The organism is Nocardia sp. NPDC059180 (assembly GCF_042754945.1).
Taxonomy (GTDB): Bacteria; Actinomycetota; Actinomycetes; order Mycobacteriales; family Mycobacteriaceae; genus Nocardia.
Genome location: NZ_JBHZBU010000010.1, coordinates 189473 through 210100, shown reverse-complemented (window position 1 = coordinate 210100; position 20628 = coordinate 189473). Strand labels below are relative to the sequence as shown.

The following is a 20628-nucleotide window of genomic DNA, read 5'->3' as shown; positions in this document are numbered from 1 at the left end:
GCGCCACCGGGATGTTGTCGACAGCTGCGGTGGCGCCGCCGGATTCGACACTGAAGCGGTTGAGGAACCACATGCGCCGCTGGGCCGGGGAGAGCGGGACGCGGTCGGGGCGTTGTGCGCCGACAGGCAGACCAGCAGGACTGCCGCCTTCATCGGGCGCCGAGACTTCACCTTGCGCGAGGGCGGCCAAACCCGCAGGCGTCGGGTTGTCGAAGAAGTCGCGCACGTCGACGGTGATATCGAGTGCCGCGCCGATGCGGGCGAGGGCGCGGGTGGCGATGAGGGAGTTTCCGCCGCGGCCGAAGAAGTTGTCGTCGGCGCCGACGCGGTCGTGGGCGAGCAGTTCGGCGAAGATCGCGGCGACGGCACGTTCGGCGTCGGTGGCCGGTTCGCGGTATTCGGATGTGGCCGAATCGAACTCTGGTTCCGGCAGAGCGCGGCGATCCAGTTTGCCGTTCGGGCTCAGTGGCATCTCGTCGAGCACGATGAGCTGGGCGGGGACCATGTAGTCCGGGAGCCGCTTGCGGACCGCGTCGAGCAGTGCCGTGGGATCGAGCGAGGAGGCAGGCTCTAGCCCGCCGGCATTTCCACGGGCGGCCGCGACCACGTAGGCGACGAGCTGATCGCCGGCCGCACCGCGATGCACCACAGCGGCGGCTTGCGCCACCGCGTCCTCGTCCAGCAGCGCTGCCTCGATCTCGCCGAGTTCGATGCGCAACCCGCGCAGCTTCACCTGGAAATCGATGCGGCCCAGGTATTCCAGTTCGTCGGGACCGCCGTCGCCACCGGTGGTCCAGCGCACCAGGTCGCCGGTGCGGTACATGCGGTCGCCGGGGGCGCCCTCGGGGTTGGCGACGAAACGATCGGCGGTCAGGCCGGGGCGCGACAGGTAGCCGCGGGCCAGCTGGACACCGGCCAGGTACAGCTCGCCCACCACTCCGGTCGGCACCGGACGCAGATTGTCGTCGAGTACCAGCAGGTCGGTGTCGTCGGCCGCGGTACCGATCGGCACCCCGTCCCGATCGGCGGCGGTGACCTCGTGCGCGGTGACGTCGACCGCGGCTTCGGTGGGCCCGTACAGGTTGTGCAGGGTCGCGCCGCTGATATCGCGGAGCGCGGCGGCGGTCGCCGCGGGCAGCGCCTCACCGGATGCGAAGACCAGCCGCACACTGTCGATGGAGCGCGCCACGCTCGGCTCGGCCACGAACACCGCGAGCATCGATGGCACGAAATGTGTGACCGTGACACCGGATTCACCGATCACCCGCGCCAGATACGCCGGGTCCCGATGCCCTTCCGGCCGCGCGATCACCAGCCGCGCACCCACCTGCAACGGCCAGAAGAACTCCCATACCGACACGTCGAAGGTGAACGGCGTCTTCTGCAACACCACATCATCGGCACCCAACCGGTACAGCCGTTGCCGCCACCGCAGATTCGCCACGATCGCACGGTGCGAGACGGCCACACCCTTGGGGCGGCCGGTGGAGCCGGAGGTGAAGATGACGTAGGCGGTGTTGTCGGGCGAGATCGTCGGCCGGCTGGAACCTGGCGACGACTCACCCGCCGCACCGGCCGAACCTGCATCGGCGGTCGTCGGCGAGCCGATCCCATCGATCTCCAGCACACGCACCGTGGGATCCAGCACAGCCTGGTCCGCGGCAGTGGTCAGCACAACGACAGGACGCGCAACGTCGAGAACGTAGGCGATGCGGTCGACAGGGTGGTCCGGGTCGATCGGCACATATCCACCGCCGGCCTTCAACGTCGCGTACATACCGATCAGCAGTTCCAGCGAACGGCGCAGCGCGAGCCCGACCAGCGCGTCCGGGCCGACGCCGAGGTCGCGCAGGCGGCGGGCCAGCGCGTCGACGCGGGCGCTGAACTCGGCGTAGGTGAGGGTGGTGCCCTCGAACTCCAGGGCGACGGCGTCCGGTGTGCGCCGCACCTGCTCCTCGAACAGGCTGATCAGCGTCTCGGCGGGCGCCAGCGGCGTCAGCACCGGCGCAGCGGCGATGACGGCGTCGGTGAGCAGCTGTTCGAGCAGGTCACCGAGGGCGCCGTCAGCGGATTCCAGCAGCGCGGGAAGGCGACCGGACATCGCGATCGGCAGCAGTTCGCCTGCCGCGAGCGCACCGCCCATTGCCTCGTCCAGTGCCGACAGTTCGGCGGCCAGTTCCCCGTAGCCGACGGTGACTCCGTCGTGGGCGATGGCCGTGCGCTCCGGGTCGATCTCGGCAACGGTGCGGACGAGTCCGGGCAGATCGTCGACACCGTGGGCGCGGCGTAGTGCCACCAGATCACCCGCAGCACCGTCCATGCCGATCGAGCCGGCCGCAATCGAATCCGCGTGAGTCATCAGCAGTTTCCTTCCGAATCGACATCTGAGGTGTTGGGGACCGTGGCTTCGGCCGCGGTACGCAGCTCCGCGATGGCCGAAGCCAAACCGGCGGCACCGAGGGCGGCCAGGACGCCGGGGACCAGTCCGGCGAGGCTGACGTTGATCAGCGCTTCCGGTTTCGCGGCGGCACCCATGGCTTTGGCGACGGTGGTGATCTTGGCGGCGAGTCGGCCGAAGCTGACGGTGTTGTCACCATGGGCGAAGGCGGTCGCGTCCGGTGCCGCGGCCGCGGCGGCGGCGATCAGGGTGGGCAGGTCGACCTCCGAAGTCGGCCCCGCCGATTTCCCCACACGCTCCGCGGCAGTACGGATATCGATCGCGCGCACGACCACCTGCGGGTCCGCGGCGACGGCATCCAGCACCAGCAGCAGGCGATCGGCGAACAGCCGCACCGTCTCCGCATCGAAAATGTCACTGGCGTAGCCGAATTGGAAGTCGATGCCCGCGCGGTCCGGACGTTCGATACCGGTGAGGTGCAGATCGAACTTGGCTTCGGCCAGGCCGAGGTCGAGTGCACGCACCTCCAGCCCGGGCAGCTCCACCACACCGTGCGGCATGTTCTGGTAGGTGAACATCACCTGGAACAGCGGTGTGTAGCTGCTCGACCGGGTGCGGCCGAGGGCGTCGACGACCTGCTCGAAGGGGATATCGGCGTGCGCCAGCGCTGCCAGGTCGCGGCGTCCGGTGACACGGAGCAGGTCGGCGAAGTGGGTTCGCGGGTCGACATCGGTGCGCAGTGCGACGGTATTGACGAACATGCCGATGAGGTCGTCGAGTGCCCGTTCACCGCGCCCGGCCACCGGCGCGCCGATGACGATGTCACCGCTGCCCGACAGCTTGGCCAGCAGCACGGCCAGGGCACTGTGGACCAGCGAGAACACGGTGGTGCCGTTGGCGCGAGCGATGCCGTCCAGCGTGGCCATCTGCTCGGCGTCGATCGCGAACTCGACGACCCCGCCGTGCATATCGCGTCGCGCGGGCCGGGGGCGGTCCGTCGGCAGCGCCAGCATCTCGGGTGCGTCCCGCAGTTCACTGGACCAGTGGGCCAGCTGCCGTGCCGCCACGCTGTCCGGGTCGCCTGCCACACCCAGCAGCTCGTGCTGCCATTCGCCGAAATCGCCGTACTGGATCTCGAGCGGCTGCCATTGCGGCGTTCGGCCCGCGCTGTGCGCCAGATAGGCGGTGACCAGATCGCGGGTCATCGGCGCGATGGAGTAGCCGTCGGCGCTGATGTGGTGCAACACCACCACCAGGACGTGTTCGGTCGCAGCGAGCTGTAACAGCGCGGCCCGCACGGGTGGTGCGGCGGTGATGTCGAAGCCGGTGGCGACGAAGTCGTCGATCGTCGACTGGAATGCGTCCTCGCGCACCGGCACCGGTGTCAGATCGAGGGCGACCGCGGCGGCGTCGAGCACCTCTTGGATCGGCCCCTCGTCGGTGTCCGGGTACCGCGTGCGCAGTGCCTCGTGCCGGACCACCACGTCGGTGATCGCGGCGGTGAGGGCGGTGAGATCCAGTGCGCCGGTCAGCCGCAGCGCGGCGGGCACGTGGTAAGCCGAGGAGTCCGGGGTGAGCCGGCTGACCACCCACATGCGCTGCTGCGCGGGCGAGAGCCGAGCCGGGCCGGTACCGGTGCGCCGCACCAGCGGTGGACGCGCGGGCCCCCGTGCGGACGCCAGCGCGGCGGCCAGCCCGGCCACCGTCGGCGCGTCGAAGACCGCGGCAACCGGTACCTGCCTGCCCAGTGCGGCACCGAGCCGCGCGGACAGCCGCGTCGCCATCAGCGAGTTGCCGCCGAGGGCGAAGAAGTCGTCATCCGCGCCGACGGTGTCCGCACCGATGACCTCGGCGAAGGTATCCGCGACCAGCGCTTCGAACTCGCCTGCCGGAGCGCGGAAGGCTGCCTCGGTGAAGACCGGCTCGGGCAGTCGAGCCCGGTCGACCTTGCCGTTGGCATTCAGCGGCAGTGCGTCGAGCACCACGATCGCCGACGGCACCATGTAGGCGGGCAGCTCCGCCGCGATCGCTGTCCGCAAACGGGCGCCGACCTCAGCGTCCGCATCCGGTACCGCGACATACGCGATGAGCCGGTCGCCCGCTCGCTCGTCATGTCGCGCGACCGCCACCGCCGCCCGCACCTGCGGCTTGCGCAGCAACGCCGACTCGACCTCACCCAGTTCGATCCGGAAGCCGCCGATCTGCACCTGGAAATCGGCGCGTTCGAGGTACTCGAGGTTGCCGTCGGGCAGCCTGCGCACGATATCGCCGGTCCGGTACATCCGGGCGCCGACCGCGTGCGGATCGGGGACGAAACGGTCCGCGGTCAGACCGGGACGGCCGTGGTAGCCGCGGGCGAGCTGGGCACCGGACAGGTACAGCTCACCCGCCACGCCGACCGGCACCGGATGTAGTCGGGCGTCGAGGACATGGACGCCGCTGTTCCAGACCGGCCGTCCGATCGGCACGGTGTGTGACGGCTCTCCTACGACCTCATAGGAGGTGATGGATACGGCGGCCTCGGTCGGCCCGTAGAGGTTGTACAAGCGGGCGCCGGGCTGCGCCGAGCAGGACGCGAACTCGGCAGCGGTAGCCGAGGGCAGCGCCTCACCGATCGCGAGCACGTGCCGTAGCGAGGCGGGCAGCACCTGACCACCGGCCACCAGCATTCCGATCAGCGACGGCACCGCATGCAGCACCGTGACGCCGTGTTCAGCGATGAGCGCGCGTAACCGGTCCGGATCGCGTTCACTGCCGGGCGCGGTGATCACGAGTGCGCCGCCGGTCGTCAACGGCGACCAGAACTCCCATACCGACAGATCGAAGGTGGCGGGTGTTTTGAGCAGTGCCCGGTTGTCGCTTCCGAGGTCGAAGTGCGCGCGCAGCCACGTCAGCTGGTTCACCACTGCCGCGTGCGAGACCGTCACGCCCTTCGGCAGACCGGTCGAGCCGGAGGTGAAGATCACGTACGCCGGGTGTTCGGGACGCAGCGGGCGGATCCGCTCGCTGTCGCGGACGGGGCTCGAATCCATATCGGACTCGGGCCGGTCGGCTACCAGCACCGGCACGTCGATATCGATCGGTACTCCGTCAACGGAGGTGGTGAGCACACACACCGGCGCGGCGGTCGCCACGATGTGACGGATGCGATCGACCGGATGGTCGGGATCGATGGGCACATACGCACCACCCGCGCGCACCACGGCGTACATCGCGATCACCAGCTCCACCGAACGTCGCATGGCCAGCACCACCATGGACTCGGGCCCCACACCATGGGCAATGAGCGTGCGCGCGAGGCGATTCACGCGTGCATCGAACTCTCCGTAGGTGAGGTGCGCGTCGCCGACGGTGTCGATGACGGCGGTCTCGTTCAGGTCGGCGGGGCGACCGGCCGAGAGATCCGCGAGAGTCACCGAGGGCGCCGGATGCGCGGTCTCGTTCCACTGCGAAAAGCGTGCACGGTCGTCTGCGTCCAGCAATTCGATATCGCCGACCGGCAGCTCCGGATGCGCGACCACTGCCGACAGCACTCGCCCCAGCTGGGCGAGGATGCGTTCGGCCGTGGCGGATTCGAACAGATCGGTGGCGTAGCCGAGCGTCAGTTCGAGGCCGGCGGGCGCGCCGTCACCGGCGTACTGATCGACCGCGAACAGATGCAGATCGAATTGCGCGGTACCGCTGTCGAATTCGATATCAGCGATATCGAGGCCGGGCAACCGGAGCTCGCCGCGCTCGTGGTTCTGGAAGGAATAGCCGACCTGGAACAGCGGGTGCCTGGCGGTGGAACGCTGCGGGTTCAGCACCTCGACCAGGCGCTCGAACGGCACATCGGCGTGCGAGAGTGCGGCCAGGTCGGTCTCCCGCGCGCGGGCGATCAGCGCGTCGAACGGTTCGGCGCCCTCGACCCGGGTGCGCAGCACCAGCGTGTTGACGAACATGCCGATGACGTCGTCGAGTTCAGCCGCGCCGCGCCCGGCGACCGGAGTGCCGACCGCGATATCGGTGGTGCCCGACAGCCTGGCAAGCAAGGTGGCGAAGGCCGCGTGGACCACCATGAACAGGGTCGCGCCGTTGCGGCGGCCGAGTGCGGTCAGGGCGGCGTGCAGTTCGGGATCGAGCGTGCAGGCGATCTTCGCGCCGCGCAGGCTCTGCTTGGCCGGGCGCGGGTGGTCGGTGGGCAAGCTCAGCTGGTCGGGCAGACCGGCCAGGCTCTCGCGCCAGAAGGCGAGCTGACGTGCCGCGGCGGACTGCGGATCGTTCTCGGAGCCGAGCAGTCTCCGCTGCCACAGCGCGTAGTCGGCGTACTGGATCGCGGGCGGGTTCCAGCACGGCGCGCAACCGTCCAGCCGCGCCGAATAGGCGAGCATCAGATCCCGGACGAACGGCGCGATGGACGAGCCGTCGGCGGCGATGTGATGCAGAACGGCGGCGAAGACGAAGTCGGTGTCGGTCAGCCGGAACAGCCGCATCCGCACCGGAATCTCGGCGGTGATGTCGAAGGTGGTCTGCGCCAGGTCCTTGATCCGCTCGGGCAATTCGGTGTCGGTCACGGTCACCGGCTCGAGGGATGTCATCGCTTGCGCGGCGGGAACGATCAGCTGTTCGGCCGCGCCGTCGGTCTCCGGATAACGGGTGCGCAGCGATTCATGCCTGCCGATCACATCGCCCACAGCGGCGCGCAGCGCAGCGATATCCAGCGCACCGGACAGCCGCAGCGCCAGCGGGATGTTGTAGGCGGTCGACGCACCGTCGAAGCGGTTCAGGAACCACATGCGCTGCTGGGCGGGCGAGAGCGGCAACCGAGCCGGGCGCACGCCCGCCACCAGCGGCGGCCTGCTCGGCTCCGTCGCATCGGCACCGGCCACGGCCGCCAGCTCCGCCACCCGAGGCTGCTCGAACACCGCGCGAACACCGACCGTCCGCCCGAACGCAGCCCCGATCCGCGCGGCGGCCTTCGCGGCGAGCAGCGAACTGCCACCGAGCTCGAAGAAGTCGTCGTCCGCGCCGACTCGATGCCCCGCCCCGGTGCCAAGCCCGAGCACCTCGGCGAACACCCCGGCCACGATCTCCTCGGCGGGCGTTGCCGGCTTGCGGTAGACGGTGGTCTCGAACACCGGTGCGGGCAATGCCGCCCGATCGAGCTTTCCATTGACTGTCAACGGAATCCGCTCCACCGGCACGATCGCCGCGGGCACCATGTGCTCGGGCAGCCGCTGTGCCAGCCGCTGCCGCAGAGCAGCCGTGTCGATCACACCCGGTGCGACCAGGTAGGCAACGATTCGCGGCTCGTCGGCCAGATCGGTGCGAACCACCACCGCGGTTTCGCGGATGACAGCCCGTCCGACGCTGCGCGGCCGCCCGGAAGCCGGGGCGCCAGCTCCGTCCACAGTGGCGGCACCGCTCGGGTCGTCTACCCGCGCGACTCCACCCACCGACGTGGACTCGCCCGGCAGCGGCGCATCGCCCTGTACCGGCAATGCCACCTCATCCAGCAACACAGCCTCATCCAGCAGCGCGGCCTCGATCTCGCCGAGTTCGATTCGGAACCCACGCAGGTTGACCTGTTGGTCGGCACGGCCGAGGTATTCGAGCTCGCCGTCGGGAGTCCAGCGTGCGAGGTCGCCGGAGCGGTAGGCCAGGGAGCCGTCGGCGGCGTACGGGTCAGCGACGAAACGGGTGGCGGTGAGGGCGGGCCTGCCGAGGTAGCCCCGCGCCAACTGTCCACCGGAGACATAAATTTCACCGGGAACACCGACCGGCACCGGCCGCAGCCGGTCGTCGAGAACCCGCACCACCAGGCCGGGCAACGCGCCACCGATGACGCTGGCCGAGCCGGTACCCGCCTCGATCGGCCGATAGGACACGTGCACCGTGGTCTCGGTGATGCCGTACATGTTCACCAACCGCGGTGTGCGCTGATACCGCGCGAACCATCCGGACAGGCGCTGCGGTTCCAGCGCCTCACCACCGAAGATCACGTACCGAAGGGTGAGGTCGTCGCGGGCGGGTTCGGCCAGGTCGGCGGCCGCCAGCTGGTAGAACGCCGACGGGGTCTGGTTGAGCACCGTCACGCCTTCGGCGGCGAGCAGTTCGCGGAACTGCTGCGGCGAACGCGAGGTGTAGTAGTCGACGACCACGAGGGTCCCGCCGTGCAGCAGCGCACCCCACAGCTCCCATACCGAGAAATCGAAGGCGTAGGAGTGGAACAGCGTCCACACATCCGACGGCCCGAACGCGAAGTGGCGCCGGCTGTTGTCCAGCAGGCGCAGCACATTGCGATGCGGGACGACGACGCCCTTGGGCCGTCCGGTGGAGCCGGAGGTGTAGATGACATAGGCGGTCGCGGCCGGATCGAGCGGCGCGCGACGCTCGGCATCGGTGATCGGCGCGTGGCCCCCGTGGTCCCGGTTGGCCGGATCGGCCGGATCGGTGAGCGCGACATCGATTACCGGGCCGCCGAACCAGCCGCGGGCCAGTTCGGTGGCCGCGCTGGTGATCGCGCAGACCGGCCGCGCGTCATCGAGGACGTACTCGATCCGATCGGCGGGATAGGCGGGGTCGATCGGCAGGTAACCACCACCGGCCTTGACCACCGCCAGCAGCGCGACCACCAGCTCCACCGACCGCGGCAACGCCACCGCGACCAGCGCTTCGGGCCCGACACCGGCCGCTATCAGCCGCCGTGCCAGCCGGTTCGACCACTCGTCGAGTTCCGCGTAGCTCAGCGAACGGCCATCGGCGCGCACCGCGACCGCCGCCGGGTCGAGGGCGGCGACGCGGGCGAACCGATCGGCGAGCGTGCCGGATTCGGTGGCTCGATCAGCACCGGTGACCGACCATTCGTAGAGCGCGCGATGCTGTTCCTCAGCCGAGAGCACCTGGATATCGCCAACCACCACGGTGGCGTCGGCGGCGACAGCGGCGAGCACCTGGGTGAAGCGGCGCCCGAGCACGGCGACGGTGTCCGCGTCGAACAGATCAGTGGCGTAGGTGATGTCGATATCCATGCCGTCGGCGCGTCCTTCCGGATCGGATTCGCGGACGGTGAACTGGAGATCGAATTTCGCCGCGCCCGCGTCGATGTCGAGCGGGCGCACCGCGAGTTCGGGCAGTTCCAGCGCGGGCAGCTCGAAGTTCTGGAAGGTCAACGCCACCTGGAACAGTGGATGACGGTTGCGCGCGCGGGTCGGCGCAACCGTGTCGACCAGCTGATCGAACGGGACCTCCGCATGCGCCAGCGCCTCGATATCGGCGGCCCGCACTTGGTCGAGCACGGTTTCGAAGCGCTGCCTGGTGTCGATGTGGCTGCGCAGCACCAGCGTGTTGACGAACATGCCGACCACCTCGTCCAGCGCCGCGTCGCCGCGTCCGGCGACCGGGGTGCCGATGGCGATATCGGCCGTGCCGGACAGCCGCGACAGCAGCACCGCCAGCGCGGCGTGCACGGTGCCGAACAGCGTGGTTTCGCGTTTGCGGGCCAGTTCGCGCAGTTCGCTGTGCAGTTCGGCGTCGATGTGCAGTCGGAACGTGTCGCCGCGATGGGTGGAGACGGCGGGACGCGGCCGGTCGGTGGGAAGTTCCAGTTGCTCGGGCAGACCGTCGAGGGTGCGCCGCCAGTGCTCGAGCGCGCGGCGGTGGTCGTCGGAGGCGGCGATGTCGTGCTGCCAGAGCGCGTAGTCGGCGTACTGCACTGGCAGTTCGTCCCATTCGGGCACGATGCCGGTGCGGCGGGCGGTGTAGGCGGTCATCAGGTGGCGGGCCAGCGGGCCCAGGGAGAAACCATCGGCGCTGATGTGGTGCAGGACCAGGGCCAGCACATGATCGGTCGAGTCGACGGTGAACAGTGCCGCGCGCAGAGGGGTTTCGGCGGTCAGGTCGAACGGCTCGGCAGCGAGAGCGGTGAGCCGGTGCCGTAGCTCGGATGCGGTCACGGTCTCGGCGCGTAGTGCGATACGGGCCGCGGCATCGGCACTGCCACCGACCGAAGAGGCGTCGGCGGTCGCGGTGACGGCATCGGCGGTAGCGCTCATAGCGTCAGGTGCATCGGCATCGACAGCGGCGCCGGGAAGGATGAGCTGCTCAGGGCCGTCGACGCCGTCCGGGTAGATCGTGCGCAATGTTTCGTGGCGATCCACCAGATCGGCGAGGGCGGCGGTCAGGGCCTCGCGGTCGAGGTCGCCGGTCAGGCGCAGTGCCAGCGGAATGTTGTCGATGGCGTCACCCACGCCCGCGTCCTCGCTGAGGAACCGGTTGAGGAACCACATGCGCTGCTGCGCGGGCGAGAGCGGGATCCGCTCCGGGCGTTCCCGCCGCATCAGCGGCGTCTGGGTCCGGGTGCCGCGCTGTGCGAGGGCGCGGGCAGCGAACGCGGCGACGGTGGGTGCGTCGAACAGCTCCCGCACACCGATGGCCGCGTCGAGCGCGCTTGCGACGCGCGCGACGACCTGAGTCGCGTTCAGCGAGTTGCCGCCGAGGGCGAAGAAGTCGTCGTCCAGTCCGGCGCGGTGAATGCCGAGTACCTCGGAAAAGATGTCGGCCACGAGTTGTTCGGCGGGTGTGGTCGGCGCCCGGAAGACGGCGACTTCCTGCACCGGCGCCGGCAAAGCGGCGCGGTCGAGTTTTCCGGAGGCATTGACCGGGAATTCGTCGAGCACCACATACGCGGCTGGCAGCATGTACGACGGAACGCGCTCGGCCAGCGATGCTTTCACGACGGCGAGGTCGATGTCATGGCCGGGCTCACCGAGCAGATAGCCGACCAGTTGATCGCCCGCGGTGTCGGCGCGCAACAGCACCGCTGATCGGGCGACACCATCGAGATCATCGAGTGCCGCCTCGATCTCGCCGAGCTCGATACGCAGACCACGCAGCTTCACCTGGAAGTCGGTGCGGCCCAGGTACTCCAGCTCGCCGAAGGCATGCCCACCCGTCGAATCGCTTCGCGATGCAGGCACCCATCGCACCAGGTCACCGGTGCGGTACATCCGCTCAGAAGTACCGAACGGGTTCGCGACGAAACGATCCGCGGTCAGATCCGGACGCGCCATATAACCGCGCGCCAGCTGCACACCCGCCAGATACAGCTCACCCGCGACACCCACCGGCACCGGGTTGAGCCGGGCATCCAGCACATAGACCTGCGTGTTGAACACCGGAGCACCGATCGGCACCGACACCGTGTCGGCCTCGGTCACCTCATGGAAGGTCACGTCGACCGCGGCTTCGGTCGGACCGTAGAGGTTGTGCAGTGCGGCACCGGTGAGTTCGCGCAGCCGGTGCGCGGGTGCGGCGGGCAGGGCCTCTCCGGAAGCGAAAACCATCCGCAACGAGGTGCAGCGTCGGGGCGCCGCGAGCGCGGGTGAGCTCACGAAGGCGGCGAGCATGGACGGTACGAAGTGCATGACCGTCACCGCTTCGGCGTCGATGACATCGGCCAGGTAAGCGGGGTCTCGGTGCCCCTCGGGCGCTGCCAATACCAGCCGCGCCCCGATCTGCAAGGGCCAGAAGAACTCCCACACCGACACGTCGAAGGTCGCCGGCGTCTTCTGTAACACCACATCGGCGCAATCCAGCCGATACGCCGACTGCATCCAGACCAGGCGATTCACAATCGCCGCGTGCGACACGGTGACGCCCTTCGGCCTACCGGTCGAGCCCGAGGTGAAGATCACGTACGCCGCATGGGCGCCGGTCAACGCGCCGAGCCGGTCGGCGTCGGTCAGCGGCTCGTCCGAATAGTCGGAGGTGTCGAACTGGTCGACGTCGAGCACCGCCCATACGCGTGCGTCGTCGGCATCGGGCGCGGGCAGGTCCAAGCCGTCGGTAGACCGGGTGAGCACACACACCGGCCGCGCGGTCCGCAACACATGACCGATGCGCTCGGCCGGGTGCTCTGGATCCACCGGGACGTACGCGCCGCCCGCGGTGAGCACCGCGTACATCGCGACCACCTGATCCAGCGACCGCGGCATGGCCACCGCGACCCGGGAATCGGGGCGCACACCGATCGACACCAGCAGCCGGGCCAGCCGGTTCACCCGGGCGGCGAACTCGCCATAAGACAGGGTCGCGAACCGAGTCGATGAGGGGTGGGGGTCGAACGCCGGGTGAGCCAGTTCATCGTCGTGGTACGACACTGCGACTGTGTCGGGCGTACGTGCAGCCTGCGCCTCGAACAGCGATACCAACGTCTGTCCGGCTGGGACATCCGCGGCGGTGGCGTTCCAGGTATCGAGCACCCGTGCACGCTCACCGGGCGCCATCAGATCGAGGTCACCCACCGGACGCTGCGGATCGACGAGCGCGTCATCCAGCAGCAGCCGCAGGCGGTCGGCGAAGGCGGCGATGGTGGCGGCGTCGAACAGATCGGTCGCGTACTCGAACACGGCCTCGATGCCCGCCGGATCCCCGCCATCGACGGTTTCGGTCGCCGTCAGCTGCACGTCGAATTTCGCCGTGTGGGTGTCGATATCGAGCCGAGCAGCCGTGACGCCCGCCAGTTCCAGGCTGGTCGTCGCGGCGTTCTGCACATCCAGCATCACCTGGAACAGCGGGTGGCGCGCCGCCGAACGCTGCGGGTTCAGCACCTCGACCAGCCGCTCGAATGGCACATCAGCCTGGGCGAACGCCCGCAGATCCGTCTCGCGGATGGCGGCGAGCAACTCGGCGAAGCTGCGCTCGGGCGCCACCTGCGACCGCAGCACCAGCGTGTTGACGAACATGCCGACCAACTCGTCCAGTGCCTCGTCGCCGCGACCTGCGACGGGCGTGCCGATGGCGATATCGGTGCGACCGCTCGAGCGCGCGAGCAGGGTCGCGAAGGCGGTGTGCAACACCATGAACAGTGAGGCGTTCGAGCGGCGGGCCAGCTCGCGGATACCGCGATGGGTGACGGCGTCGATGGTGAACGCGTGACGTGCGCCGCGACCGGAGGCGATGGCGGGGCGCGGACGGTCGGCGGGTAGATCCAGGACGTCGGGTAACCGGTCCAGTTCCGCCGACCAGAACCGGATCTGCTCGGCGAGCAGCGAATCCGGATCGTCTTCGGTGCCGAGAACCTCGCGCTGCCACAGCGTGTAGTCGGCGTACTGCGCGGGCAGCGGCGACCATTCCGGCCCCGCACCTGCGCATCTCGCGGCGTAGGCACGCATGAGGTCGCGGGTGAGCGGGGCGATCGACCAGCCGTCGGCGCTGATGTGATGCATCGACACCACCAGCACGTGATCGTCGGCGTCGAGGCGCAGCAGGCCGACGCGGACCGGGGGTTCCCGATCGACCTGGAACGCCGCGACGGCTTCAGCACGGATCCGCGCATCCAGCTCGTCGGGTGCGATGTCGTCGGCCTCGAGCCGGATGGCCACCGCGTCGGCGGGAAGCACCTGCTGGCGTGCGATACCGTCCACCGCGGGGTAGGTCGTCCGCAGCGCCTCATGTCGCTCGACAACATCGGCGACCGCCGCGCTCAGTGCGTCACGGTCGAGCACCCCGGTCAACCGAAGGGCGGCGGTGAGGTTGTTCGCCACCGAATCCGCGTCGAACTGGTTGAGGAACCACATGCGCTGCTGCGCGTACGACAGCGGCACCACCTCGGGACGCTCCCCCACGACCAGCGGGCGCCGGGTCCGGACGGAACCGTCCGGTTCGGTCAGCTCGGCGGCGAGCGCGCCGACCGTCGAGTATTCGAACAGCGTCCGCACCGGCACATCGACGTCGAGCAGCGCGGCGATGCGGGCCGCGATCTGCGTCGCGACCAGTGAGTTCCCGCCGAGGGCGAAGAAGTCGTCGTCCAGGCCGACCCGGTCGACGCCGAGCATCTGCGCGAAGATCTCGGCCACCGTCTGCTCGGCCCGGCTGACGGGTGTGCGGAAGGTCGCGGCGGTCAGCACCGGATCGGTCAGTGCCTTGCGGTCGAGTTTGCCGGAACTGGTCAACGGCATGGCGTCGAGTCGGACGTAGGCGCCGGGCACCATGTACGAGGGCAGCACGGACCGCAGCCGGGACTCGAGATCCCGCGCCGGGTCCTGGATATCGGTGACCACATACGCGACCAGCAGCTCACCGGCGGTATGGGTGTACACCCGCACGGCGGCGGCCTGTACCTCGGCCGCACCGGTCAGCGCCGCCTCGATCTCGCCGAGCTCGATGCGCTGCCCGCGCAACTTCACCTGGAAGTCACTGCGGCCCAGGTACTCCAGCTCGCCGGCTCGATTGCGCCGGACCAGATCGCCGGTGCGATACATCCGCGCACCTGCGGGACCGTAAGGGTTGGCGACGAAACGTCCCGCGCTGAGGTCGGCGCGTCCGTGGTAGCCGCGCGCCACCTGTACGCCGGACAGATACAGCTCGCCGACCACCGTGTCGGGAACCGGCCGCAGCCGCGCGTCGAGAACCAGCACCTGGCTACCCGACACCGGACGCCCGATCGGCACCGCGCCGCTCGCCTGCGCCGGTACAGGCGAGTGGGTGGCATGCACCGTGAATTCCGTTGGCCCGTAAAGGTTGTACAGCGCAGCCCGGCTCACCGCTGCGAACGCCGACGCTGCCGCGCCGGTCATGGCCTCACCGGCAACCAGCACCGTGCGCAGCGAGGCCAGCGACGCGGCGGGCGCGGTATCGGCGAACACCCTCAGCATGGACGGCACGAACGAGGTCATGGTCACCCGATGGGCCGCGATGGTCTCGGCCAGATAGGTGACCTCCCGGTGGCCACCTGGTTCGGCCACCACCAGCCGGGCGCCGACTGCGGTCGGCGCGAACAGCTCCCACACCGAAACATCGAAGGTTGCCGGAGTCTTGAACAGCACCACATCGTCGGAGTCGATGCTGTATTCGGCGGTGATCCAGTCGATCTGGTTGACCACCGCAGCGTGCGGCACGGCGACGCCCTTGGGTCGTCCGGTGGATCCGGAGGTGAAGATGACGTACGCGGTGTGAGCGGGGCGCAACGGTACGAGTCGCTGCGCATCGGACACCGGTTCGGGTGAATGTGCCGCGACCCGGCCGTCGTCCACCACTACGACGGGGACTTCGGCGTCGATCGGCCAGGTGTCGCCCGATCTGATCAGCACGCACACCGGCTGTGCGGTTTCCAGCACTTGCGCGATTCGCGCGGACGGCTGATCGGGGTCGAGTGGAACGTAGGCGCCACCAGCGGTGAGCACCGCGTATGCGGCGATCACGAAGTCGGCCGAGCGCGGCATGCCAAGCGCTACCAGGGCTTCCGGTCCGACACCTGCGGCGATGAGATGACGTGCGAGCCGGTTGGTTCGGGCGGCGAGTTCGGCGTAGGTCAGTCGGAGGTCGCCGTCGACGACCGCGATGGCGTCCGGCGTCCGGGTGGCGCGGGCTGCGAACGCGTCCAGCAGTGTCGGCCCGATGGCTCCGGGAATCGCCCCTTGACCGAGGCTCGGCGGGGTACCTTCGGTGGCCATTCCACCCGGCGAACGTCCTGCACTGGAATAGTATTCGACCGTCTCGTCCGAGTCCGAGCGCTCCCCCACGACGCCGGAGGCGGGCAGACGCCGACCGCGCGCGGCCGATTCGTTGCTGAGGCAATTCGGGCCCCCGCCGGCGATCGCGCGGCGTTTCGGACGCACTGCGGTCGCATCGCCGCGATCGATCACGGCGCGCTGTACGGCGGCATCCAGCAGCGGCAGATCGGCGACGATGACGCTGCTGTCGCCGGTGATCGCCCGCAGCACGCGCAGCAGTAACCGCGCGTACTCGGCGATCGTCGATTCGTCGAAAAGATCTGTAGCGTAAGTAAATTCAGCGGGAACCCCGGTCGGCGCCGGACCTTCCCTGAGTCCGGCCCCGCCGAGGTGATCGGTGACCGTGAGTTGGAGATCGAACTTGGTCACCCAGGTGTCCAGAGTACTGGTCTTTGCCGAGATTCCGGGGAGTTCGAAGCTGATGTCGCCCGCGTTGTCGAAGGCGAGTAGTACTTGGAACAGCGGGTGGCGGGCTTGCGATCGCGGCGGGTTGATCGCCTCGACCAACTGCTCGAACGGTAGCTCCGCGTGCCCGAATGCGGCCAGGTCGTCCGCTTTGACCTGCGCGATCAGCTGTTCGACAGTGCTGTCGGCGGCGATGGTTGTGCGCAGGGCGAGCGTGTTGACGAACATGCCGATCAGATCGTCGAGCGCGCGATCACCGCGCCCGGCGACCGGGGTGCCGATCACGATGTCATCGGCGCCACTGAGGCGCGACAGCAGCATGGCGAACGCAGTATGTACCACCATGAAGACTGAGACATGCTGTGCGCGTGCGACTTCGGAGACGGCAGCATACAGGTCGGCAGGAATCTCGAACCGGTGGGTCGCGCCGCGCCCGGAAGCGATCGCCGGACGCGTCCGGTCGGCGGGGAGCTCCAGCAGGTCCGGCGCACCCGAGAGTGCGGTGGCCCAGAAATCCAGCTGACGCCCCAGCGGTGCGGCCGGATCGGTGGCCGAACCGAGCAGCTCGCGCTGCCACATGCTGTAGTCGGCGTACTGCACCGTCAGCGGTGTCCTCGCCGGCGCGGCACCGTCGCGCCGCGCGGTGTACGCGGTCATCACATCGCGAGCCAGTACCCGCAGCGACAGTCCGTCGGCAGCGATGTGGTGCGCGACGATCACCAGCGCGCAGCTGTCGTCGTCGACATCGAACATGCGGGCACGGAAGGGGATCTCGCGTTCGAGGTCGAACCCGGCCGCGGCGAACGACGTCAGCTCGCGCGTCAGCTCATCCGCGCCGATCGTTTCCGGCGTGAGTTCGAACTGTGCCGGTTCGAGCACCACCTGGTGCGCCGCCGACCCGGCCGCATCCACACCGGGTGGTGTTGCCGGGAAGACCGTGCGCAGCACCTCATGGCGTTCGACGAGATCGGCCAGCGCGGCGCACAGCGCCCGGCGATCCAGGTCGCCGCGCAGCCGCACCACGAACGGCATGTTGTAGCTCGCGCTCGCGGCTTCGAATCGGTTGAGGAACCAGATCCGCTGCTGTGCGGGCGAAAGCGGCACGTACTCCGGCCGGGGGCGCGCGTACAGCGGCGCGAGCGCCCCGGTATCGGTACGGCGCTCGATCAATTCGGCGAGGCCCGCCACCGTGGATGCCGCGAACAGCTCGCGCACACCGAGCCGGCAGCCGAGATCGGCGCCGAGTCTGGCCGCCACCTGGGTGGCGATCAGGCTGTTGCCGCCGAGAGCGAAGAAGTCGTCGTCGCGTCCGATCCGCTGCGGCCCGAGCAGTTCGGCGAACACCCCGGCCACCGCCTGCTCCACCGGCGTCGCGGGCGCGGCATACACGGCAGTGGTGCGCTGCGGTGCGGGCAGCGCGCCACGATCCAATTTGCCGGAGGCATTGACCGGAAGCGCGTCGAGCACGACATACGCCGCGGGCACCATGTAGCCAGGCAGCGCCCGTGCGGCCGCCGCGCGCAGCCCCTCCGCCGTCACGGTGTCCGGCTCGGCCTCCACCACATAGGCCACCAACTGTTCGCCGACGCCGTGATCATCACGCACCACGACCACGGCCCGGACCACCGAGTCCACCGCGGCGAGCACCGTCTCGATCTCCCCCGGCTCGATCCGCAGCCCGCGCAGCTTCACCTGGAAATCGGTCCGGCCCAGGTACTCCAGCTCGCCGTTGGTGGTCCAGCGCACCACATCACCGGTGCGGTACATCCGCTCGCCGGGCTCGGCGCCGAACGGGTGGGCGACGAATCGTCCCGCCGACAGGCCGGGCGCACCGGCATATCCCCGGGCGAGCTGTACCCCCGACAGATACAGCTCACCCGGCGCCCCCACCGGTACCGGACGCAGCCGTGAATCGAGCACATGCAGTCTGGTGTTGAACACCGGTGCCCCGATCGGCACCGAAACGGCATCGGCATCGGTCACCTCATGGAAGGTGACGTCCACCGCCGCTTCGGTCGGACCGTACAGGTTGTGCAGCCGGGCGCCGGTCAGCACCCGTAGCCGCTGGGCGAGCGAGGCGGGGAGTGCCTCGCCGGAAGCGAAAACCGTGCGCAGCGAGGTCTCGGCGCCCATGTCCTGGTGAGCCAGGAACGCCTCGAGCATCGATGGCACGAAATGTGCGGTGGTGACGCCATATTCGGCGATCGCCGCGCGCAGGTAGGCCGGATCGCGGTGCCCGTCGGGCTGGGCCAGCACCAGCGTCGCACCGATCTGTAGCGGCCAGAAGAATTCCCAGACCGACACATCGAAGGTGGCGGGTGTCTTCTGCAACACCACGTCGGTCGCCACGAGCCGGTAGGCGCTCTGCATCCACACCAGCCGGTTCACGATCGCGGCATGGGAGACCACGACACCCTTGGGTTTGCCGGTCGAGCCGGAAGTGAAGATCACGTAAGCCGGATGGGCGGGACGCAACGGTGTGGTGCGTTCCCGGTCCCAGACGGGGCCTGCGGGCCCGGTCGCGTCCTGGTTTCGGACGTCCAGCACAGGCGCCGAACCGTCGGCGAGCACCGGCGCATCCCCGGCGGTCAGCACGCATGCCGGTCGCGCGGTCGCGACGATATGCGCGGTCCGATCGGCGGGGTGGTCGGGATCCAGCGGCACATAGGCGGCGCCTGCGGCGAGTACCGCGTACATCGCGACGACGAGTTCGGGCGAGCGCCGGATATGCAGCGCCACCAGTGACTCGGGTCCGATACCGCGCGCGATCAGCACCCGGGCCAGCCGGTTGGCCTGCGCGGACAGCTGTGCGTAGGTCAGCTCCGGCGCACCCGCGAATCGCAGCGCGATCGCGTCCGGAGTGCGTGCGGCTTGTGCCTCGAACATCGACACCAGAGTGGCCCGTGCGTCCACCGGATGATCGGTGGCGTTCCAGATCTTGGTACTGACCTCGAGCTCCAGCTCGGTGGCCACCTCGACGTCGGCAAGGGGCGCGTCCAGGTCGCTGACGAGCAGCCGGTCCAGGTAGCGGACGAACCGGGCATGGTGGCGGGCGATGTCGTCGGCGGCGTACAGGTTGGGATTCGCCTCGAAGTCGACGTGCACCCGGTCGCGTTCGCCGTAGTAGACGTTGAGGCTCAGATCCTCCACCGGACCGGTCGACAGCACATGGTACTGCCCGCCCGCGGTACCGAGGGTCAGATCGCTGCGGAAGAGCATGATGTTGGCCAGCGGGCCGAACAGCGCGCGCCGGGCCGGGCGTCCGTCGTGCTCGGCGTCGCGGCGGATGTCCTCGGCGCGATAACGCTGATGCCGTAGCGCACCCGCGACCTCCACCCGCGTCGCGTACAACAACTCATCCCAGGTGACGCCGGTCGAAAGCCGCAGCGGCACGATATTGGACAGCATGCCCGCCGACCTGCGCATGACGGCGGTGGTCCGGGCGGTCACCGGCAGGCTGAGGACCGCTTCGTCGCGATCGGTCAGTCGGCCGAGGTAGGCGGCGAAAGCAGCGAGCAGCACCACCGCCGGCGTCGAATCCTGACTCGCGGCAAGGGTGTTCATGCGCTCGATGAGCCGATCGGGCAGCGGCCGCCCCGCGATCAGGTTCGACGCCGAGCGCGGCGCGGTCCGGCCGTCGAGGCTGGTCGGGGCGTCCAGGCCGGCGACCCGCTCGGCCCAGTGCACGCGATCGGTGCCGAACCGGGAGCTGTCACGGTAGGCGTGCTCGCCCTCGACCAGGGTCGCCAGGCTGCCGGGCGAAACCGTCTCCGGTTCCCGTCCGAGCATTCGCGCGGTGTAGCGCTCGGCTACCCGCATGGTGTTGGTGAGCGCGCCGAACCCGTCGAGGATGATGTGGTGCGCGCGCAGATACCAGAAATAGCGGTCGGTATCGACGCGTAGCAGCGCACCGGCGAAGAGCCGATCGTGCAGCAGATCCACCGGCGCACTCGCGTCGGCGCGCATCCATTCCCTGGCCGCGGCAACGGAATCGGGATACGAACGGAAATCGACCAGGGGAATATCGACCGTCGATTTCGGATCGACCCACTGATACGGCACACCGTCGGATTCGCCGATACGCACCAGCACCGATTCGTACTCGCGTCCCGCGGCGGTCGAAACTTCTTGCAACAGTTGTGCGTCCACCGCACCGCGCACGTCCACATATTGCGCCACATTGATCGGCACCTCGGGATCGAGGAGCTGGGCGTACCAGACCCCCAGCTGCGCCGGTGCGAGCGGGAACCGGGCCGGCACGGATGTTCGCACCTCGGTGGCCGGCGTTTCCTGCTTCCGTGCGCTGGTTCCACCCAACTCCGTACTGTGCAC

At 69.2% G+C, this 20628-nt stretch carries 2 protein-coding genes (1 of these 2 running past the window's edge); both read right to left on the bottom strand.

Annotated features, from left to right (window positions below; genetic code table 11):
- On the bottom strand, positions 1–2359 hold the 5' end (the start) of the coding sequence (locus tag ACFXNW_RS26805; protein ID WP_379420551.1) for a non-ribosomal peptide synthase/polyketide synthase. The gene continues 23072 nt to the left of window position 1, outside the view; only the first 2359 of its 25431 coding nucleotides appear in the window; it begins with the start codon at positions 2357–2359; its stop codon lies beyond the left edge, outside the window.
- The gene (locus ACFXNW_RS26800; protein WP_379420550.1) at positions 2359–20628 is read right to left on the bottom strand and encodes a non-ribosomal peptide synthase/polyketide synthase; all 18270 of its coding nucleotides are present in this window, start codon (positions 20626–20628) and stop codon (positions 2359–2361) included. Before ACFXNW_RS26800 ends, ACFXNW_RS26805 begins: the two co-directional genes overlap by 1 nt.